The 23541-nt window shown below is 52.3% G+C and carries 28 protein-coding genes; 12 read left to right on the forward strand and 16 right to left on the reverse strand.

The genetic code is table 11. The features are described 5' to 3' along the window. Positions 1 to 20 precede the first annotated feature (20 nt). The gene (gene punR / locus OLG56_RS10300) at positions 21 to 953 is read left to right on the forward strand and encodes a DNA-binding transcriptional activator PunR (RefSeq protein ID WP_000269522.1); all 933 of its coding nucleotides are present in this window, start codon (positions 21 to 23) and stop codon (positions 951 to 953) included. On the opposite strand, the gene purR is transcribed toward punR, so the two are convergent. Beyond that, positions 950 to 1975, reverse strand: a complete 1026-nt coding sequence (gene purR / locus OLG56_RS10305; RefSeq protein WP_000190993.1) for an HTH-type transcriptional repressor PurR — start codon at positions 1973 to 1975, stop codon at positions 950 to 952. The genes punR and purR overlap by 4 nt on opposite strands. A gap of 295 nt (positions 1976 to 2270) precedes the next feature. On the opposite strand from purR, the gene cydH reads away from it, so the two are divergent. Beyond that, positions 2271 to 2360: a cytochrome bd-I oxidase subunit CydH gene (cydH, locus tag OLG56_RS10310; RefSeq protein WP_000102277.1), complete on the forward strand. Its 90-nt coding sequence runs from the start codon at positions 2271 to 2273 to the stop codon at positions 2358 to 2360. Between the two features lie 82 nt (positions 2361 to 2442). Here cydH and sodB read toward each other — a convergent pair whose 3' ends face one another. Continuing rightward, on the reverse strand, positions 2443 to 3024 hold the full coding sequence (sodB, locus tag OLG56_RS10315) for a superoxide dismutase [Fe] (protein ID WP_000007294.1): 582 nt from the start codon (positions 3022 to 3024) through the stop codon (positions 2443 to 2445). 126 nt (positions 3025 to 3150) lie between these two features. After that, positions 3151 to 3972: a C40 family peptidase gene (locus tag OLG56_RS10320; protein ID WP_023223549.1), complete on the reverse strand. Its 822-nt coding sequence runs from the start codon at positions 3970 to 3972 to the stop codon at positions 3151 to 3153. A gap of 335 nt (positions 3973 to 4307) precedes the next feature. Here OLG56_RS10320 and grxD point away from each other — a divergent pair, with 335 nt between their 5' ends. After that, a complete protein-coding gene (grxD, locus tag OLG56_RS10325) occupies positions 4308 to 4655 on the forward strand; it encodes a monothiol glutaredoxin 4 (RefSeq protein ID WP_000108176.1) in 348 nt (115 codons plus the stop codon). Between the two features lie 77 nt (positions 4656 to 4732). Here grxD and rnt read toward each other — a convergent pair whose 3' ends face one another. The 4 genes from rnt to OLG56_RS10345 all read right to left on the reverse strand — a co-directional run bounded on the left by rnt (position 4733) and on the right by OLG56_RS10345 (position 7712). Then, a complete protein-coding gene (gene rnt / locus OLG56_RS10330; protein WP_001282267.1) occupies positions 4733 to 5380 on the reverse strand; it encodes a ribonuclease T in 648 nt (215 codons plus the stop codon). A gap of 100 nt (positions 5381 to 5480) precedes the next feature. Continuing rightward, positions 5481 to 5888, reverse strand: coding sequence for a lactoylglutathione lyase (gene gloA / locus OLG56_RS10335; RefSeq protein WP_001237787.1), 408 nt, complete (start codon positions 5886 to 5888; stop codon positions 5481 to 5483). 68 nt (positions 5889 to 5956) lie between these two features. Further along, positions 5957 to 7054, reverse strand: coding sequence for an alkene reductase (locus OLG56_RS10340; protein ID WP_023217064.1), 1098 nt, complete (start codon positions 7052 to 7054; stop codon positions 5957 to 5959). A gap of 58 nt (positions 7055 to 7112) precedes the next feature. Further along, positions 7113 to 7712, reverse strand: coding sequence for a TetR/AcrR family transcriptional regulator (locus OLG56_RS10345; RefSeq protein WP_001041827.1), 600 nt, complete (start codon positions 7710 to 7712; stop codon positions 7113 to 7115). Between the two features lie 102 nt (positions 7713 to 7814). Between OLG56_RS10345 and OLG56_RS10350 the strand changes: the two genes are divergently transcribed. The 3 genes from OLG56_RS10350 to sodC2 all read left to right on the forward strand — a co-directional run bounded on the left by OLG56_RS10350 (position 7815) and on the right by sodC2 (position 9602). Beyond that, the gene (locus tag OLG56_RS10350; RefSeq protein WP_001538148.1) at positions 7815 to 8054 is read left to right on the forward strand and encodes a DUF1289 domain-containing protein; all 240 of its coding nucleotides are present in this window, start codon (positions 7815 to 7817) and stop codon (positions 8052 to 8054) included. A gap of 50 nt (positions 8055 to 8104) precedes the next feature. After that, positions 8105 to 9001, forward strand: a complete 897-nt coding sequence (locus OLG56_RS10355) for an aldo/keto reductase (RefSeq protein ID WP_061377345.1) — start codon at positions 8105 to 8107, stop codon at positions 8999 to 9001. Positions 9002 to 9080: 79 nt separating this feature from the next. Beyond that, on the forward strand, positions 9081 to 9602 hold the full coding sequence (sodC2, locus tag OLG56_RS10360; protein WP_000826820.1) for a superoxide dismutase [Cu-Zn] SodC2: 522 nt from the start codon (positions 9081 to 9083) through the stop codon (positions 9600 to 9602). Here sodC2 and OLG56_RS10365 read toward each other — a convergent pair. From OLG56_RS10365 to OLG56_RS10375, 3 genes are read right to left on the reverse strand one after another with little or no spacing between them, the layout of a single operon-like run. Then, complete coding sequence (locus OLG56_RS10365) at positions 9578 to 11617, reverse strand: FUSC family protein (protein WP_061377344.1); 2040 nt, start codon at positions 11615 to 11617, stop codon at positions 9578 to 9580. The genes sodC2 and OLG56_RS10365 overlap by 25 nt on opposite strands. After that, positions 11617 to 12477 carry an efflux RND transporter periplasmic adaptor subunit gene (locus OLG56_RS10370; RefSeq protein ID WP_001538147.1) on the reverse strand — a complete coding sequence of 287 codons (861 nt, stop codon included), beginning with the start codon at positions 12475 to 12477 and terminating at the stop codon, positions 11617 to 11619. Before OLG56_RS10370 ends, OLG56_RS10365 begins: the two co-directional genes overlap by 1 nt. Positions 12478 to 12479: 2 nt before the next feature. Further along, on the reverse strand, positions 12480 to 12716 hold the full coding sequence (locus OLG56_RS10375) for a DUF1656 domain-containing protein (RefSeq protein ID WP_000649756.1): 237 nt from the start codon (positions 12714 to 12716) through the stop codon (positions 12480 to 12482). A gap of 194 nt (positions 12717 to 12910) precedes the next feature. Between OLG56_RS10375 and slyA the strand changes: the two genes are divergently transcribed. Beyond that, the gene (slyA, locus tag OLG56_RS10380; protein ID WP_000764554.1) at positions 12911 to 13351 is read left to right on the forward strand and encodes a transcriptional regulator SlyA; all 441 of its coding nucleotides are present in this window, start codon (positions 12911 to 12913) and stop codon (positions 13349 to 13351) included. Between the two features lie 47 nt (positions 13352 to 13398). Here the strand turns inward: slyA and slyB are convergent, their stop codons facing one another. Further along, complete coding sequence (gene slyB, locus OLG56_RS10385; RefSeq protein WP_000597179.1) at positions 13399 to 13866, reverse strand: outer membrane lipoprotein SlyB; 468 nt, start codon at positions 13864 to 13866, stop codon at positions 13399 to 13401. 272 nt (positions 13867 to 14138) lie between these two features. Between slyB and anmK the strand changes: the two genes are divergently transcribed. The 5 genes from anmK to pdxY all read left to right on the forward strand — a co-directional run bounded on the left by anmK (position 14139) and on the right by pdxY (position 18713). Then, positions 14139 to 15260, forward strand: coding sequence for an anhydro-N-acetylmuramic acid kinase (gene anmK, locus OLG56_RS10390; RefSeq protein WP_001649602.1), 1122 nt, complete (start codon positions 14139 to 14141; stop codon positions 15258 to 15260). Between the two features lie 87 nt (positions 15261 to 15347). Then, the gene (gene mliC, locus OLG56_RS10395) at positions 15348 to 15677 is read left to right on the forward strand and encodes a C-type lysozyme inhibitor (RefSeq protein ID WP_001132086.1); all 330 of its coding nucleotides are present in this window, start codon (positions 15348 to 15350) and stop codon (positions 15675 to 15677) included. Positions 15678 to 15735: 58 nt separating this feature from the next. Further along, positions 15736 to 16392: a pyridoxamine 5'-phosphate oxidase gene (gene pdxH / locus OLG56_RS10400; RefSeq protein WP_001282334.1), complete on the forward strand. Its 657-nt coding sequence runs from the start codon at positions 15736 to 15738 to the stop codon at positions 16390 to 16392. Between the two features lie 126 nt (positions 16393 to 16518). Further along, entirely contained in the window at positions 16519 to 17793 is a 1275-nt protein-coding gene (tyrS, locus tag OLG56_RS10405) for a tyrosine--tRNA ligase (RefSeq protein ID WP_000168626.1), read from the forward strand. Between the two features lie 59 nt (positions 17794 to 17852). Next, positions 17853 to 18713 carry a pyridoxal kinase PdxY gene (gene pdxY / locus OLG56_RS10410; protein ID WP_000789740.1) on the forward strand — a complete coding sequence of 287 codons (861 nt, stop codon included), beginning with the start codon at positions 17853 to 17855 and terminating at the stop codon, positions 18711 to 18713. 58 nt (positions 18714 to 18771) lie between these two features. Here the strand turns inward: pdxY and gstA are convergent, their stop codons facing one another. From gstA to rsxG, 5 genes are all read right to left on the reverse strand, one after another. After that, on the reverse strand, positions 18772 to 19377 hold the full coding sequence (gstA, locus tag OLG56_RS10415; RefSeq protein ID WP_000765727.1) for a glutathione transferase GstA: 606 nt from the start codon (positions 19375 to 19377) through the stop codon (positions 18772 to 18774). A gap of 104 nt (positions 19378 to 19481) precedes the next feature. Further along, complete coding sequence (gene dtpA, locus OLG56_RS10420; RefSeq protein WP_000100909.1) at positions 19482 to 20987, reverse strand: dipeptide/tripeptide permease DtpA; 1506 nt, start codon at positions 20985 to 20987, stop codon at positions 19482 to 19484. A gap of 601 nt (positions 20988 to 21588) precedes the next feature. Then, the gene (gene nth, locus OLG56_RS10425; protein WP_001030318.1) at positions 21589 to 22224 is read right to left on the reverse strand and encodes an endonuclease III; all 636 of its coding nucleotides are present in this window, start codon (positions 22222 to 22224) and stop codon (positions 21589 to 21591) included. Further along, entirely contained in the window at positions 22224 to 22916 is a 693-nt protein-coding gene (locus OLG56_RS10430; protein ID WP_001289628.1) for an electron transport complex subunit E, read from the reverse strand. Before OLG56_RS10430 ends, nth begins: the two co-directional genes overlap by 1 nt. Positions 22917 to 22918: 2 nt before the next feature. After that, positions 22919 to 23539, reverse strand: coding sequence for an electron transport complex subunit RsxG (gene rsxG, locus OLG56_RS10435; RefSeq protein ID WP_000920817.1), 621 nt, complete (start codon positions 23537 to 23539; stop codon positions 22919 to 22921). Between the last annotated feature and the right edge of the window lie 2 nt (positions 23540 to 23541).

A 23541-nucleotide genomic window follows, 5' to 3' on the forward strand; every position in this document is an offset into this window, starting at 1 on the left:
AAAATTTTTGTAGGCAAATTATGTGGTCGGAATACTCGCTTGAAGTGGTTGACGCCGTGGCGCGCAATGGCAGTTTTAGCGCGGCGGCGCAAGAACTGCACCGTGTGCCTTCAGCAGTCAGTTACACCGTTCGTCAGTTAGAGGAGTGGCTGGCCGTACCGCTTTTTGTACGACGTCACCGTGATGTTGAACTGACGCCTGCTGGCGTCTGGTTTTTAAAAGAAGGGCGTTCTGTTATCAAAAAAATGCAGATCACTCGCCAACAGTGTCAGCAAATTGCTAATGGTTGGCGCGGGCAGTTAGCTATTGCGGTGGACAATATCGTCAGACCAGAACGTACCCGGCAGATGATCGTCGATTTCTATCGCCATTTTGACGATGTGGAACTGCTGGTTTTTCAGGAGGTGTTTAACGGCGTCTGGGACGCGCTCTCCGACGGGCGTGTCGAACTGGCGATTGGGGCGACGCAGGCGATTCCGGTAGGGGGGCGTTACGCTTTTCGGGATATGGGGACCCTGAGCTGGAGCTGCGTAGTGGCAAGCGATCATCCGCTGGCGTCAATGCCTGGGCCGTTAAGCGACGATACCCTGCGCAACTGGCCGTCGCTGGTCAGGGAAGACACTTCGCGAACTTTACCGAAACGGATAACCTGGCTGCTGGATAACCAAAAAAGGGTCGTCGTACCGGACTGGGAGTCATCGGCAACCTGCCTGTCGGCAGGACTATGCGTGGGAATGGTGCCGACGCATTTTGCCCGACAGTGGATAGACAGCGGAAAATGGGTGGCGCTGACGTTAGAGAATCCGTTTCCCGATGCGGCCTGTTGCGTGACGTGGCAACAAAACGAGGCCTCGCCCGCGCTGGCATGGCTGCTGGACTATTTGGGCGATAGCGAAACGTTGAATCGGGAGTGGCTGCGGGAGCCAGAAGAGGCTCCCGACTGCGGGGATTAACGCCGATAGTCGCGGAACGGGCCGTCAGCGACCGAGCGACGCTCAACCAGGCGTGGATGAACTTCAATAGACTGTGACTCTTCACGCTTATTGACGATGCGATCCAGTAGCATATTAAATGCGGTTTCGCCTAAAGAGTCTTTGGGCTGGTGAATCGTCGTCAGCGCCGGGGTAAAGTAACGGGCGTTACGCACATTGTCATAACCGATCACCGAAACATCCTGCGGTACGCGAAGCCCCATTTCGTCAGCCGCGCAAAGCGCGCCCATCGCCATAATATCGCCGCCGCAGAAAACGGCGGTAGGGCGATGTGACTGCGATAAAATTTGCTGCATCGCGTGGTAACCGGATTCCGGCTCGAAGTCGCCCTGAACAATCCAGTTGTCCGGCACGTTGATCAGCGCCTCCTCCATGGCTTTCATGAAGCCTGCCAGCCGGCCCGCGCCGGTGTTGCGCTCCAGCGGGCCGGGAATAACGCCAATATCCCGGTGGCCGCGCTCAACCAGATAACGACCCGCCATATAGCCGCCTGCAAAGGCGTTATCAATCACCGTGTCGGTAAAATCGGCCTTCGCCTCACCCCAGTCCATCACCACCATCGGAATATGGCGATACTCTTCCAGCATGGAAAGCAGAGGTTCTGGATACTCAGAACACATCACCAGCAGGCCATCCACGCGCTTTTGCGCCATCATGGACAGGTAGGCGCGCTGTTTTTCCAGGTTATTCCAGGCGTTGCCTAAAATCAGCGTATAGCCTTTCTGGAAACAGTTTTTTTCAACCGCCTCGATAATTTCGGCAAAATAGGCCGCTTCGCTGCTGGTCGCCAGTAAGCCTATCGACTTGGTATGGTTAACCTTCAGGCTACGCGCGACGGCGCTGGGAGAGTAGTGCAGCTCTTTAATTGCCGCCCAGACCGCGTTACGCGTTTCTTCAGCGACAAAACGCGTTTTGTTGATTACGTGTGATACAGTTGTAGTGGAAACGTTTGCCCGTTTCGCTACATCTTTAATTGTTGCCATTACATTTCACTCCAGACCCTCGCTAAGCTCCTGAGAAACGCCAGGTAAACGTTTGCCTACACACACCCTAATCGCAACATCAGGGTTGCGGCACGCCGGAAAAACGACACGGAACGTCAGGAAGGGGTCAATGGCCGTTACGCTAATTCAGTAAGCCTGGAATTTTGTCTGATCTTGAGGAAAAGGGGAAGCGTTAAAAACAGTTATCAATATAAAACATGAGAGATTTTTGTGCGGGAATGTGCAAAAATGCGCTATATCACTTTTTGTGTGGGAATAAAAAGGAGAAAACTTGATGAGTACCGACCTGAAATTTTCGTTGATTACTACGCTGATTGTTCTGGGCGTGATTGTCGCAGGTGGATTAACGGCCGCTCTGCACTGATTTCCTCTCTTCTGAGGGTGGGCGTCTCCTCTATTCTATCCCTCTCTAAAACGCAGAAGGCGTACCTTCTGCGTACTCAGACTTATGCGGCGAGATTTTTCGCAACAAATTCCCAGTTAACCAGCGCCCAGAAATGCTCCAGATAGTTTGGACGGGCGTTGCGGTAGTCGATGTAATACGCGTGTTCCCACACATCAACCGTCAGCAACGGCGTTGCATCCGTGGTCAGCGGCGTACCGGCATTTGAGGTAGAAACGATAGCCAGTTTGCCATCAGCGCTTTTTACCAGCCATGTCCATCCGGAACCAAAGTTTTTGATAGCGGCATCGGTGAACTGCGCTTTAAATTCCGCGAAGCTGCCAAAAGATGCCGCGATAGCATCAGCCAGTTTCCCGGTCGGTTCGCCGCCAGCGTTTGGCGCCAGGCAGTTCCAGTAGAAGGTGTGGTTCCATACCTGAGCGGCGTTATTAAAGATACCGCCTTCGGAGGCTCGCACGATCTCTTCCAGCGATTTGCCTTCAAACGCCGTGCCTTTGATCAAATTGTTAAGATTGGTCACGTAAGTCTGATGATGTTTGCCATAGTGATATTCCAGCGTCTCAGCAGAAATATGCGGTGCCAGAGCATCTTTGGCATACGGTAATGCAGGTAATTCGAACGACATTGCTTCTCTCCTTATTATTAATATTGCGCACGCACAATAACCCTGGTGCGCGTAAGGATAGGGTAGCAAATTGAGAGGTGGCGCAAAAGAAGAAGTTATCCTGTCGTTAAACGACAGGATAAAATATTAGCGAATTGTTTTAGGCGTCATCACCCGACGGGCGCCGACATAATGACGCTGCCAGTACTCTTCGTTCAGTGAGGTGATCTTAATTTCCTGACCGCTGCGCGGAGACTGGATAAACTTACCGTTGCCGACATAGACGCCAACGTGATCGGCGGTGCCGCGCCCCTGCGTACGGAAGAACACCAGATCGCCGTTTTTCAACTCGCTACGCTCAATGGGCGCCGCGTCACGCAGGTGATACATCTCATTCGCCGTTCGGGGGATACGGATCTTCACTAAATCTTTATAGGCATAATACACCAGACCGCTGCAATCAAAACCGGTGCGCGGCGACGCGCCTCCCCAGTGATACGGTTTACCAATCTGATTCATGAGTTTGGACATCGCGGTTTTCGTCGCTTTTTGTACTTTTGCACGATGCGCATCGGCAATAGAGACCGGCAATGTTCCTTTCCCCTTCACGCAGTGCGGCTTACGGCCTTTACGCGTCGTGCATTTTTCCGTTACGTCGAGGGCGGCGATTGACGTGGGCGCGGTTCTGTTACGACGATGCGTCGTATGACGAGATTTCGTGGAGGCGGTGGTACGTTTTGGCGTAGAAGCGGAAGAAGAACGGCTGGTTTTTGAGGTTTTTTTTACGTTTTTTTTGTTGGTCTTACTGATCTTTTTCGTTGTGCTTTTCTTTTTATCTGCCGTTTTCGTGACATGAGAAACAGCAGGCGTCGCTTTGGCTTGCCTGGAAGCATGGGCCATTGGCGTAAAAGGGAGAGTAGTAAAAAGTAAAGCACAGAGCGTGATCGAGATTTTGTTTATCCGCGCCACTGAGCAATCCTCTGTTAAAGGCAGGCGATTCATGCCTGCGTATGATTTACAAAACCTGATAATTCTAATCTACAAAAGCACAGATTGGTAATTGCTTTTGGTTTCTGAAGCTGTGTTTCGTTAACAGATGTAAAAAAAATAGCAATTAATGCTAAACACGAACGCGTTATCTACAAATCACAGCGTGGCAACCCGCTTAAAAGATATTTTGTATACAACTTATTCCCGCAGACGGTAAAATAATAAGGCATGATGAAAATGTTATTTTCCGTTGCCAGCCTGACCCGTTACAATGACAGGCTTCAGTCGTAAAAGTAGTTTAAGGAAGCGAGACAATGAGCACCACTATCGAAAAAATTCAGCGCCAGATCGCTGAAAACCCGATTCTCCTGTATATGAAAGGTTCACCGAAACTGCCAAGCTGTGGTTTCTCTGCGCAGGCCGTTCAGGCGCTTTCAGCCTGCGGGGAACGTTTTGCCTATGTTGATATCCTGCAAAACCCGGATATTCGCGCTGAATTACCGAAATACGCCAACTGGCCGACATTCCCACAACTGTGGGTGGACGGCGAGCTGGTCGGCGGGTGTGATATTGTGATTGAAATGTATCAGCGTGGTGAGTTGCAGCAGCTTATTAAAGAAACTGCGGCAAAATATAAAACTCAGGAGCCGGACGCAGAGTAATCTGTGAAAGGAGAAAGCGACCTGTAAAGGTCGCTTTTTTACTGCCATCGTGAGCAAGAGCGGCGTTGTTAGCCTCGTTATTTGTCCGTCGGCAAAGGTAACGGCCAGCCGCCCAGGCGCTTCCAGCGATTGACGATTTCACAAAACAGCACCGCTGTCCGCTCGGTATCATACAAAGCGGAATGGGCCTTTTCGCCGTCAAACTCCATACCTGCCGCCAGGCACGCTTTTGATAACACCGTTTGTCCCAGCGCCAGTCCGCTCAATGCCGCAGTATCAAAGGTGACGAACGGATGAAACGGGTTACGTTTCAGCGAGGCGCGCTCTGCGGCGGCCATCATAAAACTGTGATCAAAAGTGGCGTTATGCGCGACCATAATGGCGCGGCTACAACCGCTGTCTTTGATACCTTTACGCACCATTTTGAAAATAGCGTGTAGCGCCTCATATTCACTCACCGCGCCGCGTAGCGGGTTAGAGGGATCGATACCGTTAAACGCGAGCGCTTCCGGCTGTAAGTTGGCTCCAGCGAATGGCTCCACATGGAAATGCAGCGTCATGTCCGGCATCAGCCAGCCTTGTTCATCCATTTTCAGCGTGATGGCGGCGATTTCGAGCAGCGCATCGGTTTTAGCGTTAAATCCTGCAGTTTCAACGTCAATGACGACAGGATAAAAACCACGAAAACGGTCGCACAGACCGGAAAGTTGAGCGTTATCGGACATCTGAGTCTCTTAATACGAAAAAATGCAGCGCGTATTATGGCAAATTTTACGCCGGGATGCAGTAAAACAACGGGCGCAGTGACCTGCGCCCGGCGGGGGATCAGTTACCCAGACCGCGGCCTGCGTCTTTAGCTTCAATCAATTCGATTTTATAGCCATCCGGATCTTCAACGAAGGCGATGATGGTCGAACCGCCTTTTACCGGCCCCGCTTCACGGGTCACGTTGCCGCCGTTTTGACGAATGCGTTCACAGGCTTCAGCAGCATTGTCAACGCTCAGCGCGATATGCCCGTACGCATTGCCCATGTCGTAGCTCTCAACGCCCCAGTTATAGGTTAGTTCGATGACCGCTTCTTCCGTTTCCGGACCATATCCCACAAAGGCCAGCGAGTATTTGTATTCCGGATTCTCACTGGTACGCAGCAATTTCATGCCCAGAACGTTAGTGTAAAAAGCGATGGAACGCTGCAAATCGCCGACGCGCAGCATAGTATGCAATAAACGCATTTTCGTTGTCCTTAAAATAGTCAAGATATTCAAAGTATAGCGGCGATGTGAGGCCGCTATCAATGAAATTACAGAGTAGGGTAGTCAGTGTAGCCTTCCGCGCCGCCGCCATAAAAACTTTCGGGACGCTGTGGATTGAGTTTCGCTTTACATTGCAGACGCGCTACCAGATCCGGGTTAGCGATGTAATCGCGACCAAACGCCACGGCGTCAATCAGCCCTTTTTCGATCAGATCTTCCGCTTTTTCTGGCGTATAGGCGCCAGCGCCGATGATGGGACCGTGGAAACGTGCGCGCACTTTTTCACGGAACGCGTCGCTGTACGGTTCGCCGCCCGCCCAGTCTGGTTCAGACATATGCAGATAAGCAATGCCGCGTTTGCCTAACGCTTCAATCAGATAAAGGGCGTCAGCTTCTTCATTCGGGCCGTTATCGACATTCTGGAAAGTGCCGACAGGAGAAAGGCGGATGCCGATACGGTCCGCGCCCCATTCCTTAATGCCGGCATCAACCACCTCCAGCACCAGACGGGCGCGATTCTCTACGCTGCCGCCGTACTGATCGGTACGGTGATTAGAAGACGGTGAGAGGAACTGGTGCAGCAGATAACCGTGCGCGGAGTGCAGCTCCACCAGATCGAAGCCTGCCTCTCGGGCATTGGCGATAGCCTGGCGGAAATCGTTGACGATCCCGGGGATCTCGTGAGTATCCAGCGCGCGCGGCGTGGAAGTCTCTACGCGGATGGCCTGGCCGTTTTCGTCACGCAAAGAGGTGCGGGTTCCCGCATTGATAGCGGATGGCGCGACGGGCGCTTGTCCGCCTGGTTGCAGGCTGGCGTGTGAAATACGGCCCGTATGCCACAGTTGCACCGCCATATGGCCGCCCTGGGCATGGACTCCCTGAGTGATTTTTTTCCAGGCGGCGATCTGCTCATCGCTGTGTAATCCCGGTGCGCCGGCATAGCCTTTCGCCTGTGCGGAGATTTGTGTGGCTTCGCTGATGATCAATCCGGCGCTGGCGCGTTGACGGTAATATTCCGCCATTAACGGCGTAGGAATGTCGCCCGGTTCAATACTCCGCAAACGCGTCAAAGGCGCCATAAATACGCGATTTGTCGCCGTGATGGCACCCACCTTGAGGGGGGTAAACAATTTTGCTGATGGCATAGTGGCTCCTGATATAAGTAGACCGGTCGTCTTGTAATAAAGGAAATAAAAACGCCTGTTACTGCTCAGGCGTTGCAATGATGGTCTTAACATGCGCCAACGCATTTTCCAGCGGCGCGGCGCTACGGGATATTTTGGCCTGCAAATTGGCGCCCAGCCACAGGGCATAAAGTACCTGCGCCTGTGGCAACGGCTGGCCGGTGAAATGTAAACAGTGGCTATTACGGCCATCTTCCAGCGCGCGTGCAAGCAGTGCCATGATCTCCTGCGCCCCTTTATCCATCGTAGAGCGCATATCCTCCGACAGATCGCAGACTTCCGCTGACAGTTTCACCGTCAGGCAACCGCTGATGGTGCCTTGCTGGCAAAACTGCTTTAACGTTTCCTGATACCAGGCGAGAAGACGATCGCGATGATTACCGGGACCGGAGGTGAAGTGCGCCGTAAGACGCTGATGATAGCAGGCGTAATGTCGTTCAAGCATGGCGACGCCGAAGGCTTCTTTCGAGCGAAAGTAGTGATAAAACGACCCTTTAGGCACCTGGGCGGTTTTGAGCAACTCGCTAAGCCCCATGCCGGTAAAACCCCGTTGCATACAAAGCTGCTCGCCGGTGGCCAGCAGATGTTCGCGGGTATCGTGTTCGGTTTGCTTATTCATGACAGGTAGTATAGTAGACCAGTCGGTCTACTGCAAGCAGAGTTGCCATAATGTCAGTTAGCGTCTTCAATAGTCATAAGCGCCAAACGTTGAGGAGGGGATGTGGCCGAGCAGTTGGAGTTTTTTCCTGTAGCAAGCCCATGTCGCGGTATCTGCCAGTCTGATGAGCGTGGCTTTTGTCGGGGATGTATGCGCAGCCGCGACGAACGCTTTAACTGGCAAAAAATGAGCGATGCCGAGAAACAAAATGTACTGCGGCTTTGTCGCCAGCGTTTCTTGCGTAAAATACGCGCAAACAAGCCTCTCCCATCGGAAGATCCTCAACAACCTTCACTCTTTTAAACGCAGAATTGCGTATACTCAACCTCATTATTCTCTATGAGGAATCTGTTATGGTTCAGCGTGTCACCATCGCTCCACAAGGCCCGGAGTTTTCGCGTTTTGTCATGGGTTATTGGCGTTTTATGGACTGGAATATGTCCGCGCGTCAGTTAGTGAGTTTTATCGAAGAACATCTGGATTTGGGCGTCACTACCGTTGACCATGCGGACATTTATGGCGGTTATCAGTGCGAAGCGGCGTTTGGCGAGGCGCTAACGCTGGCGCCGCATTTGCGGGAAAAACTGCAAATCGTTACCAAATGCGGTATTGCGACCACCGCCAGAGCGGAAAATAGGCTCGGTCATTATATTACCGATCGCCGGCATATTATTCTGAGCGCCGAACAGTCATTAAAAAATCTGGCGACAGATTATCTGGATATGTTGTTAATTCACCGTCCCGATCCGTTAATGGATGCGGATGACGTCGCCGAGGCGTTTCAACATCTGCACCAAAGCGGCAAAGTACGCCATTTTGGTGTTTCTAATTTTACGCCAGCGCAATTTACGTTGCTGCAATCGCGCCTGCCTTTCACTTTGGCGACCAACCAGGTGGAGATCTCGCCGGTTCACCAGCCTTTGTTGCTGGACGGCACATTAGATCAATTACAACAACTGCGTATTCGTCCGATGGCCTGGTCATGTCTTGGCGGCGGTCGGCTGTTTAATGATGAGGCTTATCAGCCGTTGCGCCAGGAACTTTCCGTTATCGCGCAAGAACTCAACGCCAGTTCTATTGAACAGGTGGTCTATGCCTGGATTTTACGTTTGCCGTCGCAGCCGCTGCCGATTATTGGCTCGGGTAAAATCGAACGCGTACGCGCTGCACTAGAAGCGGAAACGCTGTCATTATCGCGTCAACAGTGGTTCCGAATCCGCAAGGCGGCACTGGGTTATGACGTGCCGTAATCGCCAACTCGTTGACTTTCCGTTCATGTTTTCGCCAGTGGTTTACACTTAACAGGCGACCACATGTAACGGAGGTTTTATGAAGCGATTAAGTTTAGCGATGGTGACGCTGTTGGCCTGTGCGGGTGCGCAGGCCGCCAGCGAGAAAGTAGAGATGAACCTGGTGACGGCGCAAGGCGTAGGACAGTCTATCGGCACCGTCGTCATCGATGAAACCGAAGGCGGCTTAAAATTTACCCCACACCTTAAAGCGTTACCGCCGGGCGAGCATGGTTTTCACATTCATGCCAACGGTAGCTGCCAGCCCGCGATTAAAGACGGCAAAGCAGTTGCCGCAGAGGCCGCTGGTGGTCATCTGGACCCACAAAATACCGGCAAGCATGAAGGACCGGAAGGCCAGGGGCATCTGGGCGACCTCCCGGTGTTAGTCGTTAATAATGATGGTATCGCCACCGAACCGGTTACTGCGCCGCGTCTGAAGTCTCTTGATGAAGTGAAAGATAAAGCGCTCATGATCCATGTGGGCGGCGATAACATGTCCGATCAGCCGAAACCGCTCGGCGGCGGCGGAATGCGTTACGCCTGCGGCGTCATTAAATAACCCGGAGACAGTGTTCCCTGCGCTGGAGCCTGTTCCAGCTGCGACAGCGAACAGTGTAAACGCCAGATAATCGCCGCCAGCTCATGCGCGGCGGGCTGATGATGATGTGCGAGCGTGTCGCAGATACGCTGTAATTCCTGTAGCGTGACGGCAAGCGGGCGTTGCTGCACGCCGCGCTCGCTCATCACATCACGCAGCAGGGATATACAAATATCCCGCACCCGGGAAAGCGGATCGGAACGCGACTCCCAGGCGCGCAGCTGCCACACCACATGCGAGCAGTTCAGCAGTACCACTCCCCAACGTAATAACCACCGGCGCGCCAGCGCATCCTGGCTATTGCTGAGCTGACTGACGTGATGATAGGTCAGCGATTCAAACTCGCTTTCGCTATGGGAAGGATGACGGCTAAGCTGATCGACGAAATCCCGGCGTAGCGCGCGGATATGGCGGCGACTTTTTACGGCATCGGAACCGGGGCGCAAAATCGCAAACGCCAGCCAGGAAATCGCGACGCCGACGATCTTGGCGGTATTATCGTTAAGGAAGTCGGCGAAGTCGTACACCGGCGGGTTGGTCACGGCGATGAATGAGCCCATAAAAACGATAAGCTGCCCCCACAGTCCCGCCAGCTTAGGCATCTGCAGTTTAAGCAGTTGCATCGTGACGAACAGCGGAAAAAGGAAAAGTAAGAATTGCCACAGATCGGTGATTTGCACCATCAGGCCAAATTTCACCACGAAGCTGAATAAGGACAGCAGCACTAAAGTACGCATCAATAAGGTGAGCGACTTAAACGGCGTGGCGACGATGGAGTAGAGAACGCAACTGATCGCCGCCAGGGTTAATGCGCCGGGTCCTGATTCCCATTGTGCGCCAATACTCCAGGCGCCAATTACCGTGAGCGTGCAAAAGGTACGCACGCCGCTCCAGATGGCCTCTGCGTTATCCGTATGCCGCGCAAGGCCGGGAGTGCGGCGGATATGGATTTGATCCACCGGCGCGCCGCTTTCGATCAGATATAACTGACGGCTGCTGCGCAGATATAAGTGGCAAAAATAGCGTAATCGCTGCCAGAACGCGAGGTGACGATAATCCTGTTCATCCTGCGGGCGTAGCGGCGCAATAATCCGCGCCACGGTGTAGCTGTCCGCGCGCGGTTTTGCCAACTCAGCTAAGAGTTGTTCAATGACTTCGCGGCTGTTTTCCGGCGGCGTCGGCCAGTTTAAAAGCATTCTACGCAGACTGGAGATCACGCTGGTTAGCCGTAATTGCTGGTGTAACAATGCATTTAGCAATGCATTCTGGCGGCGAAAACGGTAGTGACTCCAGAAGGCCTGAATACGCAGCAGGTTCATGGTCAGGATTTGCCCAATGACCCCCTCATGCGCGGAGCGGATAGCGTCGGTAGTCTCCGGCTGCCACAGTAGACTGGCATGTTCCAGCAAGCGCGCATGCATGTTTTTCAACGCGGTGAGCAGGGCTGTGCCATCCGATGTGCTGGGTAGGATCATCATCATCATGCCGCCACAGAGGATGCCGACGATAACTTCACATACACGTGCCTGGGCGATATCCCACAACTGCGTGATTTCTACAATATTAACCATCGGGAACGCGATGATCGCCGCCGTGTAGCCGGACAACTGGAAAGCATAAGCGGCATTATTGGTAAAATGCGCGCAGGCCCAGGTACAAAAACCGATCCAGGCGGCCATGCTAAACAAGAACAACCAGGGCTCATTCAGCGTATGGCCGGCAATAATCAGCGCGGCGGTCGCGCCGAGTAAACTCCCGGCAATACGCCCCAGACTTTTACTGATTACGCCGCCTACGGTCGGAAAGCTCACCACTGCGGCCGAAGTCATCGCCCAGTAGGGCTCATCCAGATTGAGATAATAAGCGAATGTCAGCGCAAGACACATGGCAATGGTATTGCGCAACGCGTAACGCCACTGGCCGGAGGTCGCTTTAAACCAGGGCGTATTTCGCAGTGCCGGCAGGGAGAGTTTCATTACCGCTGCCCAATGGCTACGCTGCAGGTAGTGCCGGAGACGAGCGTGATATCCTGCGGCAAAGCGTCAAATTCGATACGTACCGGTACGCGTTGCGCCAGACGTACCCACGGTACGTTGGGTTTGATATCGGGCACTAAACCGGAGTCACTTTCCACGCTTTGGTCGTAAATAGCGCGCCCGATACTGCCAACGTGACCCTGTAACTTAACATTGCCACTATACAGTGTTATTAATGCAGGCTCACCTTCGCGGATATGGCGTAGTTTGGTTTCTTCGAAATATCCCATTACATAAAATGAATGGCTATCTACCAGGGCGAAAAGCGGCTTACCGGTACTGGCATAATCACCGGTACGCGTGGAAAGGTTGGTCACCCAGCCGGATACCGGCGCTTTTACTTCCGTCTGGCTAAGCTGCCACTGCGCCTGTTTTAACGTCGCCAGTGCGACATCTACGCTGGCCTGCATCGCTTTAACATTCAGATTGGCGCTATCCAGATCTTCAGCAGAGATGTAGTTACGCGATAAATGTCGACGTCGATCGGCTTCATTATTCGCTTTCGCCAGATCGGACTGCGCTTTGGCCAACTGCGCCTGCGCGTTAAGTTCTGCAATATGGAAGGGCGTTTTATCAATGACAAAGAGAACGTCCCCGGCGTTGACGAACTGATTATCTTTGATATTGAGTTGGGTAATGCTGCCAGAAACCTGCGGCGTTACGCTGACCTGTTCCGCGCGGATTTTACCATCGCGCGTCCATGGCGATTGCATATAGTAATTCCATAACCACCACGCGGCCAGAACGGCGACAACGGCGACAATGAGAGTAGAAAAATATTTTATTGTTTTTAACGACATATTTACCACACGATCAGTAAAACGAGGCCCAGACATACGCAAAGCGTAAAGAGGGAGAGATCCATTAACAGGGGATGCCAGATTTCATCAGAGTATATCCGGTCACGCAGGAGTCGGTGAATAAACAACCAGATAACGAACCCAAGCGCAAAGGCTTTAAAGAATGGCGGAAAGTAAACAGATGCTCCCAACATGAGATCTTGTAAGGGCAATCCTGTGGCGTTGAGTATACACTTCACAAGCAATGTTCCTTTGCGTCAGACATCGATGCTTTAGTTTTAGCCAAAACCGAAGCTACAGGTGCCAGGTGCGCACTATGTCTGAAAAAATGTCTATTGGTAAGCAAATTTAGCAATACATTTGTTTTGAGAATACAAATACTGCACACTATTCTAAAATCAGCATAATAACTTAGCAAGCTAATTATAAGGAGATGAAATTGGAATCGCCACTAGGTTCTGATCTGGCACGGTTGGTGCGCATTTGGCGTGCTCTGATTGACCATCGCCTCAAGCCTCTGGAATTGACGCAGACACATTGGGTCACGTTGCACAATATTCATCAATTGCCGCCTGACCAGTCGCAGATTCAATTGGCTAAAGCGATAGGCATTGAGCAGCCATCGCTGGTACGCACGTTGGATCAACTTGAAGATAAGGGGCTAATTTCGCGGCAAACCTGCGCCAGCGATCGTCGCGCTAAGCGGATTAAACTGACCGAAAAAGCGGAGCCGCTGATCGCTGAGATGGAAGAGGTCATTCATAAAACGCGCGGTGAAATTTTGGCTGGGATTTCTTCAGAGGAGATTGAGCTTCTGATTAAACTTGTCGCTAAACTTGAACACAATATTATGGAATTGCACTCTCACGATTGAGGTGCAGGGGCATACGTGTGGCCATGTGACCACACGTAAAGCCTGGTTTAGCGTGGAGAGACGGTAACCTGGCTGCCGTTGCTGGCCAGCACGACACGCTGACCTGCCGAGAAACGCGTATTTCCTTGTTTCTGCACAACCATAATGGTGTTGCCATCGTCTTTACGAATTTCCAGTTCCACACCCTGGGTTTTATTCATTGCGCTCTGGACGCCCTGGCCCGCTACGCCGCCAGCCACCGCGCCTGCCGCGGTCGCCAGTGAACGACCCGTACCGCCGCCGATAGTGTTGCCGAGGAATCCGCCCAACACCGCGCCGCCGATAGCGCCAATCACGTTAGAATCATCACCGCCCTGAATTTGAACCGGACGAACGTTAACGATAGTACCGTACGTTACATTCTGAACTTGTTTAGCCTCGGATGCGGTATAAACATCACCCGAAAGGCTATCATTGTTAACACACCCCGCTAGGGATAACCCCATCAGTGAAACGGCCAGTACACGTTTAATCATTTACCCATCTCCTGTTCTTCACGAAACGCTATTTCAGCATCCCTATAGCTAAATTATATGGCATTTATGCAGTTAAGGTCATATCTTCTGCCGAAAGAATGTAAAAATCATAATCAGAAGTTAATTAACTAATCTTAAACGAAGTGGGAAGCAAGAAAAGATAGGTTATTGATATCCGTGGACGGCACGGCAAAAAACGTGACGCGGGCATCGCATTGCAAAATACGTTATGCCGAGTGTTAAGGCTTAACCCAGCTTAATAAGGAAGAGGTATGAAATCGGGCCGTTTTATTGGCGTTATGTCCGGGACCAGCCTTGATGGTGTGGATGTTGTACTGGCGGCAATTGATGAAACCATGGTTGCGCAACAGGCAAGTCTCACCTGGCCCATTCCCGTTCATCTGAAAAAAGGCATTCTCGATATTTGCCAGGGACAACCGCTTACGCTCTCGCAACTCGGCCAGCTGGATACCCAGTTAGGCCGGCTTTTTGCACAGGCGGTTAATGCGCTGTTAGCGCAACAACGTTTGCAGCCGCGGGATATCGTCGCCATTGGTTGTCATGGGCAAACGGTCTGGCATGAGCCGACCGGCGAGGCCCCGCATACGCTGCAAATTGGCGATAATAATCACATCGTCGCCCATACGGGGATTACAGTGGTCGGCGATTTTCGGCGGCGGGATATTGCGCTGGGCGGACAAGGCGCGCCGCTGGTGCCCGCTTTCCATCACGCGCTGTTGGGACATCCGACGGAAAAACGTATGGTCCTGAATATCGGCGGCATCGCCAATTTATCTCTGCTTTTCCCCGGACAGGCGGTGCGCGGGTACGACACGGGGCCGGGTAATATGTTGATGGATGCGTGGATTTGGCGACAATGCGCGCAGCCCTACGACAAAGACGCGGCATGGGCGAAAGAAGGTCAGGTTATTTTTCCATTGCTGCAAAAGATGTTGCGCGATCCGTACTTTGCTGCGTCGGCGCCCAAAAGTACAGGACGCGAATATTTCAACTATGGCTGGTTAGAGCGTCATCTTACGGCTTTCCCTGGCGCAGACGCTCGCGATGTACAGGCCACGCTGGCGGAGCTGACGGCGGTCTCCATCGCCCAACAGGTGCTGCTCAACGGCGGCTGCGAGCGGCTGATGGTCTGTGGCGGCGGAAGCCGGAATCCGTTAGTGATGGCCCGTCTGGCGGCGCTGTTGCCCGGTATCGAGGTTTCGACCACCGATAAGGCGGGGATCAGCGGCGATGATATGGAAGCGCTGGCCTTTGCCTGGCTTGCCTGGCGAACGCTCGCGGGCCTGCCGGGAAACTTACCTTCCGTGACGGGGGCTACAGAAGCCAGTGTTTTAGGCGCTATTTACCCGGCTAACCCAATAACTCAGAGTTAACTGAATTTTTCCCGGACCCTATATCGGTAAACTAGCAAGGTCAGGAAGGGGCGTTTGCCCTTCCAGAAGCAGGAGAGCTTTCGGGATATGCCTATGAAAAAGATCGCAATAATGTGTTTACCTGTGCTGCTGACCGGCTGTAGCGTTTATCAACAATTTGTTGAACGTATGCAAACGGATACGCTGGAATACCAGTGTGATGAGAAGCCGCTTACCGTTAAAGTCAATAACCCGCGTGAAGAGGTCAGTTTTGTTTATGACAATAAGCTGCTGACCCTGAAGCAAGGAATCTCGGCCTCGGGCGCGCGTTATACCGACGGGATTTATGTTTTCTGGTCGCAAGGCGAGAGCGCCACGGTCTATAAACGAGACAGAATTGTGCTTAATAACTGTCAGTTACAAAATCCGAAGCGTTGAGATTTTCAGTATGGGGGCGCACAATAGCGCCACCCACTGATTATTTCTGATCAACGCCATGTCTGATAACGACCAATTGCAGCAGATCGCGCATCTGCGCCGTGAATACACGAAAGGCGGCTTGCGTCGCCGCGATTTACCCGCTGAACCGTTAACCTTATTTGAGCGCTGGCTTGGGCAAGCGTGCGACGCCAGACTGGCCGATCCGACGGCAATGGTCGTGGCGACCGTAGATGACAAGGGGCAACCGTACCAGCGTATTGTATTGCTCAAGCATTATGATGAAAAAGGCCTGGTCTTTTATACCAACCTGGGAAGCCGCAAGGCGCATCAAATTGAGCACAATCCGCGTATCAGCCTGTTATTTCCCTGGCATATGCTTGAACGCCAGGTGATGGTGACAGGCAAAGCCGAGCGTCTCTCCACTCTTGAGGTGGTGAGGTATTTCCACAGTCGTCCGCGCGACAGCCAGATTGGCGCATGGGTCTCTAAACAATCCAGCCGCATTTCCGCGCGCGGTATCCTCGAAAGCAAATTCCTGGAGCTCAAGCAGAAATTTCAACAGGGCGAAGTGCCGTTACCCAGCTTCTGGGGCGGTTTTCGCGTGAGTATCGAACAGATGGAGTTCTGGCAGGGCGGCGAACATCGTCTGCACGATCGCTTTTTATACCAACGCGACGACGGCGCATGGAAAATCGACCGTCTTGCGCCCTAAAGATGCAAAAATCTTGTTTTAAGCACTGGTGCGGATGAATCCGCCGTTTTATGCTATGTCTCTTTCGCGTCTGGCGAAAAGTCGTGTACCGGCAAAGGTGCAGTCGTTTTATACATGGAGATTTTGATGGCAAGCAGTAACTTGATTAAACAATTGCAAGAGCGGGGGCTGGTAGCCCAGGTGACGGACGAAGACGCGTTGGCAGAGCGACTGGCGCAAGGCCCGATCGCGCTCTATTGCGGCTTCGATCCTACCGCTGACAGCTTGCATTTGGGGCATCTGGTTCCATTGTTATGCCTGAAACGCTTCCAGCAGGCAGGGCACAAACCTGTTGCGCTGGTAGGCGGCGCGACCGGTCTGATTGGCGACCCGAGCTTCAAAGCCGCCGAGCGTAAACTGAACACTGAAGAGACCGTTCAGGAGTGGGTGGCGAAAATTCGTAAACAGGTTGCCCCATTCCTGGACTTTGATTGCGGCGAAAACTCCGCTATCGCGGCCAATAACTATGACTGGTTCGGCAGCATGAATGTGCTGACTTTCCTGCGCGATATCGGTAAACATTTTTCCGTTAATCAGATGATCAACAAAGAAGCGGTGAAGCAGCGTCTGAACCGTGACGATCAGGGTATCTCTTTCACGGAGTTCTCTTATAACCTGCTACAGGGGTACGACTTCGCTTGTTTGAATAAACTGCACGGCGTTGCCTTACAGATTGGCGGTTCTGACCAGTGGGGGAACATCACTTCCGGTATCGACCTGACCCGTCGCCTGCACCAGAATCAGGTATTTGGTTTGACCGTTCCACTGATCACCAAAGCTGACGGCACGAAATTCGGTAAAACCGAAGGCGGCGCTGTCTGGCTGGATCCGAAGAAAACCAGTCCGTACAAATTCTACCAGTTCTGGATTAACACCGCAGATGCCGATGTTTATCGCTTCCTGAAATTCTTCACTTTTATGGACATTGAAGAGATCAATGCCCTGGAAGAAGAAGATAAAAACAGCGGGAAAGCGCCGCGCGCGCAGTATGTGCTGGCCGAGCAGGTGACGCGCCTGGTTCATGGTGAAGAAGGGCTGGTCGCGGCGAAACGGATCACTGAATGTCTGTTCAGCGGTTCACTGAGCGCGCTGAGCGAAGCTGACTTTGAGCAGTTGGCGCAGGACGGCGTACCGATGGTTGAAATGGAAAAAGGCGCCGATCTGATGCAGGCGCTGGTAGACGCCGAACTCCAGCCGTCACGTGGTCAGGCGCGTAAGACTATCGCCTCCAACGCTGTCACTATCAATGGTGAAAAACAATCCGATCCTGAATACATCTTTAACGATGAGGACCGTCTGTTTGGCCGCTATACCTTATTACGTCGCGGCAAAAAGAACTATTGTCTGATTTGCTGGAAATAAGGCATTAAGTAACAGGGAGTGAGAAATCACTCCCTTATTTTTGATGTTCAGGTAAAAAAATGAAGAATATCCTCGCTATCCAGTCCCATGTTGTTTTCGGACATGCGGGCAACAGCGCCGCCGAATTTCCCATGCGCCGTCTTGGCGCGAATGTTTGGCCGCTGAATACCGTTCAGTTTTCTAACCACACGCAATATGGTAAATGGACCGGCTGTGTCATGCCGCCCAGCCATCTGACTGAGATTGTCCAGGGGATTGCGGACATTGGCCAGTTAGCGCACTGCGACGCCGTACTTAGCGGTTACCTGGGATCTGCCGAGCAGGGAGAACACATTCTCGGTATTGTGCGCCAGGTTAAAGCAGCAAATCCGCAGGCAAAATATTTCTGCGATCCCGTGATGGGGCATCCGGAAAAGGGCTGTATCGTGGCGCCTGGCGTCGCAGAGTTCCATGTGCGTTATGCGCTACCCGCCAGCGATATTATCGCGCCTAACCTGATTGAACTGGAAATTCTCAGCAAACATAGCGTGAATAGTGTGGATGACGCCGTGCAGGCGGCGCGAGAACTGATTGCTCAGGGGCCAGAAATTGTACTGGTAAAACATCTCGCCCGCGCCGGTTACAGTTCAGAACGCTTTGAAATGCTGCTGGTGACAGCGCAGGAAGCCTGGCATATTAGCCGTCCGCTGGTGGATTTCGGCTCACGTCAGCCGGTTGGCGTTGGCGATGTCACCAGTGGTTTATTGCTGGTCAAACTTTTGCAGGGCGCGACGTTGCAGCAGGCGCTGGAGCACGTTACGGCGGCAGTCTATGAGATTATGATCGCCACCAAAACGATGCAGGAGTACGAACTGCAGGTCGTGGCGGCCCAGGACAGGATCGCTAACCCTGAACATTACTTCAGCGCAACGCGGCTGTAATTATTGCTGCTAAAAAGAGGCCGGATGGCGCTACAGCGAGCTATCCGGCAACATGACATTAATTCAGTCCTTCCGCTTTAAGCGCTGCCGCAACGGTCGGTCTTTTTGCGACACGCTGCATATAACTTTCAATATGCGTTAACCCGTCCATATTCAGTTTTACGCCATAGGCCCAACGCAATACGGTAAACAGATAAGCGTCTGCAATGGTAAAACGCTGGCCGCAAATCCACTGGTCGTCTGAAAGCGACTCATCCACATACTGCAATTTCTTTTCCAGACCGGCGCGAACGGCGGGTTTAAGTGTTTCCGGCGTGTCAGGGCGGAACAGCGGGGTAAAGCCTTTATGCAGTTCCGTTGCAATATAGTTGAGCCATTCCAGCGTATGATAGCGAGCAAGACTACTTACCGGCGCCAGAAGCTGGCGGTCGGGAACGCTGTCGGCGAGGTACTGCATAATGGCGACGCCTTCAGTCAACAGTGTGCCGTCATCCAGCAGCAGAGCCGGAACCTGTCCTTTAGGGTTGACTGCCAGGTAATCATCACCGTTTTCCAGGCGTTTTTTTGCGAGATCGACGCCATCAAGCGTAAAGTCTTTGCCAATTTCGCGCAGGGTAATATGGGAAGCAAGAGAGCAGGCACCCGGTTTGTAGAACAGTTTCATCGGTAACTCCTTTTTGCTGAGGTTTAAAGTATGGTAGTGCGGGGACGAGCAAAAAAAAAGCCGCTAACGCACAGTTAGCGGCCTGAATGTTGTTTCCCGGAAAATTAAACTGTAGCGGCTTTAGAGCCTTTTTCAGCGTTATCATCGTCCTGGGTCATACGGTTCAGCTTAGGCGCTGTCAGCAGCATCAGGATGGCGATAACGGCGGTTGCTATGCCAATCTGCATAAATACGCGACCATAGACTTCCAGGGACATCAGTGGGTCAGTCACGTCGCTCGGCACAGCCATCAGGTTGGCGACATAACCGCCGATGATGTTAGCGCCTGCCGTTGTCAGGAACCAGCTACCCATGATGAAACCCATCAGACGCTGCGGAACCAACTGTGCGACCATTGCCAGTCCCAGACCGGAGATCATCAGCTCACCGATACTTTGCAGGCCGTAGCTTGCGATCAGCCAGTTTACGGATACGATGCCGGCATCGTTCGCAAATTTGGCGCCCAGCGGCAGAATCAGGAACGCGCCGGAACACAGCACCATACCAATGGCGAATTTCATCGGCATCGGCAGCGTATCGCCCATCCTGTTATAGATAGCGGCCAGAATCGGGCTGCCGATAATGATCCAGAATGGGTTCAGCGCCTGATACTGTTCCGGTTCGAACGCGATACCGAGAATAGAGTGCTCGACGTTACGAATGGCAAAGAAGTTCAGCGACGTCGGCATCTGGCTGTACAGTACGAAGAAGATAATCGCCTGCAGCATCAAAATAAAGGCGACGATCATTTTACGGCGAGCCGCGCCGTGCATGGAAAACGCTTCTTTACCGAAGATAATGACGATGCCAAGAGCGATTACGCCCAGCACCATACGCGCGATGTCCTGGTTGTGCAGCAGCCAGGTGGCGACCGCAATCAGAACGACAATACCCACGATTGTCAGCAGCAGATTACGGAAGTTGATCGGTTCAAAGTCGGGTTTGGAACCGTAGCTTTTCACCCAACGCTGGCAGAAAGCAAAGTTAACGACGGTTATCAGCATACCGACGACGCTAAGCGCAAACGCGGTGCTCCAGCCATAACGCGCCGCCAGCCACGGCGTCGCCAGCATAGAGAAGAAGGAGCCGATGTTGACGGACATATAATACATCGTAAATGCGCCGTCGAGACGCGGATCGTCCTTCGCGTAACAGGTAGACAGCAGGGAAGACGGGTTAGCTTTAAACAGACCGTTACCCACAGCGATAGCCGCCATGCCCATATAGACGATGCCAGCGTCATGACCAGACCATGCGACCAGCGCATAACCGATAGCCAGCACCACGGCACCCAGCATAATAACGCGTTTGGTGCCCAGAATTTTATCACCTAACCAACCGCCAATGGCGACCAGGCCGTACACCAGCGCACTGAAGGAAGAGAAAAGGGTGATGGAATCCGCTTCTGACATACCCAGTTGTTTTACCAGGTAGACGGCCATAATGCCTTGCAGGCCGTAATAACCAAAACGCTCCCATAACTCTATCGAGAAGATGAGATAGAACGCCTTCGGTTGTTTGAAAGCGTTCAAACTGACGCTCTCAGTTGGTTTTTTGTTTGCAGTAGACACTTTTACCTCTTTTTTACGCCCCGTATTAACAGGGATTGTCTGGCGCGTGATGAGTCAGACTCATCCGTCCGATTGTTATATTGGAGGGGAAACGGCAGGTAATGTTCACTATCTTTCCTCTCCAGACAAGAGCTTTGTAATAATCTGTTACATATAACTCTTCTGGTTGAATCGTCCGATGTCAGAAATGTTATCCAGCGTTAAATTTCTTCATTTGAAGAATGGCAGATTTTTACACTGCAAAAAGGCCATTGGTTTGGGTGAAAGGCGATATCTTCTGCTATTTAAGGTGAAAAGCAGTGATATAGGCCATTATCTGAAAAAATGGCAGAGTAATATTTTGTAGTGAAAACGGGGCGTCAGTCTATCCGGTTGTAAATGTAACCTTAGATGTCATTAAATTTCACATGAAGTTATCAAAGTGATCCTGATCACGGATAGATAGAAATTTTTGCGATTAAAAAAATGATTAACCTGACGTGGAGGGAAAACGAAAGCACATTACATCAGAAAAAGGACAGAGACTGGAATGATTGATGGCTAAAATAGATCCAGGCCGAAGGTGGGAGCGCGCTGGCGTGACGGACGCGCTCCGAGCATATCAAATATCGACTTTTTCTTTGTATTCGCAAAGGTCTTCAATGAGGCAGGAGCCGCAGCGGGGTTTTCGGGCGATACAGGTATAGCGGCCATGCAAAATTAACCAGTGATGGCAGTCCACTTTGAACTCATTCGGCACCACTTTCAGTAACTTCTCTTCTACCTGCTCGACATTTTTACCCGGCGCGAACTGTGTTCGGTTGCATACACGAAATATATGCGTATCAACGGCGATGGTCGGCCAGCCGAAGGCGGTATTTAGCACCACGTTAGCGGTTTTACGCCCCACGCCGGGAAGCGCTTCCAGCGCCGCCCGATCCTCCGGCACTTCGCCATTATGCTTGTCCAGTAAAATACGGCAGGTCTTAATCACGTTTTCCGCTTTACTGTTAAATAAACCGATGGTTTTGATATAGGATTTCACGCCTTCTACGCCCAGTTCCAGCATCGCGGCTGGCGTATTGGCGACCGGGTAAAGTTTGGCGGTAGCCTTGTTCACGCTGACGTCGGTTGCCTGCGCGGAAAGCAACACGGCAATCAGCAACTCAAACGGCGACGTGAAATTGAGTTCCGTTGTGGGGTGCGGATTGTTGTCGCGCAGGCGCGTCAGAATTTCCAGCCTTTTTGCTTTGTTCATCAGACTTTCCCTGTTTCACCTGCCGGAACAGCGGAAGGCGCGGTTTCGGCGCGGCGTTTCTTCATTTTTTCATCAATAAGATATTTTACCGCCAGCATGAGCCCCAGGCCGATAAACGCGCCTGGCGGTAGCATCGCCAGCAGGAAAGGCGAGTCGGTGTGAAATATCTCGACCCGTAATACTTTTGCCCAGCCTCCCAGCAGGCTATCCGCGCCATCGAAAAGCGTACCATTCCCGAGGATCTCGCGCAGCGAACCCAGCACGAACATCGCGCCTGTCGCGCCCATGCCGATGGAAAAACCGTCCAACGCGGAAAGCCACGGTCCTTTTTTCGCGGCAAACGCTTCGGCGCGACCGACAACAATGCAGTTCGTTACAATCAGCGGAATAAAAATCCCTAAAGACTGATATAAACCGAACGCATACGCATTGATCAGCATCTGTACTGCGCTTACCACCGAGGCAATGATCATAACGTAAATCGGGATACGGATTTCTGCCGGCGTCCAGCGACGTAGTGCGGATACCGTAAGGTTGGTCAGCGTTAATACCAGCGTTGTGGCCAGACCCAGCCCCAGAGCGTTGGTTGCCGTAGACGTCACCGCCAGTAAAGGGCACAGGCCAAGTAGCTGCACCAGAGCAGAGTTATTTTTCCATAACCCCTGAACAACAATGTCTTTTATTTCGCTCATGGCTATTCTCCACAGGCGGTTAAATGGGGGAGCTGAGCGGGCAGTGATTCGGCGTACAGCCCGGCGCGTTTAACCGCATTCACCACGGCGCGCGGCGTTATTGTCGCCCCGGTAAATTGATCAAAATCACCGCCATCCTTTTTCACCGCCCAGTGCGTATCATTTTCACCGCTGATGGTTTTACCGCTAAAGTGGGTAATCCAGTCAGACAAACGGCGCTCAATTTTATCACCTAACCCTGGCGTCTCATGATGTTCCGTCACGCGCGTCCCCAGGACGGTACCGTTGAAATCTGCGCCAACAATAAGCTGGATAGCGCCGGAATAGCCATCTGGCGCGGTGGCCTCAATGATGGCCGCTACGGGTTTATCATCCTTGCGAGCGATAAAAACACGATGCGTGCCTTTGCCGAGGGCGGGCGCATCGACCAGATAACAGCTATCTTGCAGATTATTATTGTAACGATCTGGCGGCAATACCTGATCGAACAGGGCATGCTGTTGTTGCAGCGCTTGTTCGTGGATGGTTGATTTTGTCATCTGATTAATCACCGCGGTCAATCCCGTAGAGCCTGCGGCAAAAAGCGCCAGTGTAATACCGTGTTTACGAATCGTTTTCAGCATGG

The sequence above is a fragment of the Salmonella sp. 2018103 genome, from assembly GCF_026247685.1.
Lineage (GTDB): Bacteria > Pseudomonadota > Gammaproteobacteria > Enterobacterales > Enterobacteriaceae > Salmonella > Salmonella enterica.

Coding starts and splice junctions, on each gene's coding strand:
- punR (WP_000269522.1), top strand. CDS start 21: ATGTGGTCGGAATACTCGCTTGAAGTGGTTGACGCCGTGGCGCGCAAT.
- purR (WP_000190993.1), bottom strand. CDS start 1,975: ATGGCAACAATTAAAGATGTAGCGAAACGGGCAAACGTTTCCACTACA.
- cydH (WP_000102277.1), top strand. CDS start 2,271: ATGAGTACCGACCTGAAATTTTCGTTGATTACTACGCTGATTGTTCTG.
- sodB (WP_000007294.1), bottom strand. CDS start 3,024: ATGTCGTTCGAATTACCTGCATTACCGTATGCCAAAGATGCTCTGGCA.
- grxD (WP_000108176.1), top strand. CDS start 4,308: ATGAGCACCACTATCGAAAAAATTCAGCGCCAGATCGCTGAAAACCCG.
- rnt (WP_001282267.1), bottom strand. CDS start 5,380: ATGTCCGATAACGCTCAACTTTCCGGTCTGTGCGACCGTTTTCGTGGT.
- gloA (WP_001237787.1), bottom strand. CDS start 5,888: ATGCGTTTATTGCATACTATGCTGCGCGTCGGCGATTTGCAGCGTTCC.
- OLG56_RS10340 (WP_023217064.1), bottom strand. CDS start 7,054: ATGCCATCAGCAAAATTGTTTACCCCCCTCAAGGTGGGTGCCATCACG.
- OLG56_RS10345 (WP_001041827.1), bottom strand. CDS start 7,712: ATGAATAAGCAAACCGAACACGATACCCGCGAACATCTGCTGGCCACC.
- OLG56_RS10355 (WP_061377345.1), top strand. CDS start 8,105: ATGGTTCAGCGTGTCACCATCGCTCCACAAGGCCCGGAGTTTTCGCGT.
- sodC2 (WP_000826820.1), top strand. CDS start 9,081: ATGAAGCGATTAAGTTTAGCGATGGTGACGCTGTTGGCCTGTGCGGGT.
- OLG56_RS10365 (WP_061377344.1), bottom strand. CDS start 11,617: ATGAAACTCTCCCTGCCGGCACTGCGAAATACGCCCTGGTTTAAAGCG.
- OLG56_RS10370 (WP_001538147.1), bottom strand. CDS start 12,477: ATGTCGTTAAAAACAATAAAATATTTTTCTACTCTCATTGTCGCCGTT.
- slyA (WP_000764554.1), top strand. CDS start 12,911: ATGAAATTGGAATCGCCACTAGGTTCTGATCTGGCACGGTTGGTGCGC.
- slyB (WP_000597179.1), bottom strand. CDS start 13,866: ATGATTAAACGTGTACTGGCCGTTTCACTGATGGGGTTATCCCTAGCG.
- anmK (WP_001649602.1), top strand. CDS start 14,139: ATGAAATCGGGCCGTTTTATTGGCGTTATGTCCGGGACCAGCCTTGAT.
- mliC (WP_001132086.1), top strand. CDS start 15,348: ATGCCTATGAAAAAGATCGCAATAATGTGTTTACCTGTGCTGCTGACC.
- pdxH (WP_001282334.1), top strand. CDS start 15,736: ATGTCTGATAACGACCAATTGCAGCAGATCGCGCATCTGCGCCGTGAA.
- tyrS (WP_000168626.1), top strand. CDS start 16,519: ATGGCAAGCAGTAACTTGATTAAACAATTGCAAGAGCGGGGGCTGGTA.
- pdxY (WP_000789740.1), top strand. CDS start 17,853: ATGAAGAATATCCTCGCTATCCAGTCCCATGTTGTTTTCGGACATGCG.
- gstA (WP_000765727.1), bottom strand. CDS start 19,377: ATGAAACTGTTCTACAAACCGGGTGCCTGCTCTCTTGCTTCCCATATT.
- nth (WP_001030318.1), bottom strand. CDS start 22,224: ATGAACAAAGCAAAAAGGCTGGAAATTCTGACGCGCCTGCGCGACAAC.
- OLG56_RS10430 (WP_001289628.1), bottom strand. CDS start 22,916: ATGAGCGAAATAAAAGACATTGTTGTTCAGGGGTTATGGAAAAATAAC.
- rsxG (WP_000920817.1), bottom strand. CDS start 23,539: ATGCTGAAAACGATTCGTAAACACGGTATTACACTGGCGCTTTTTGCC.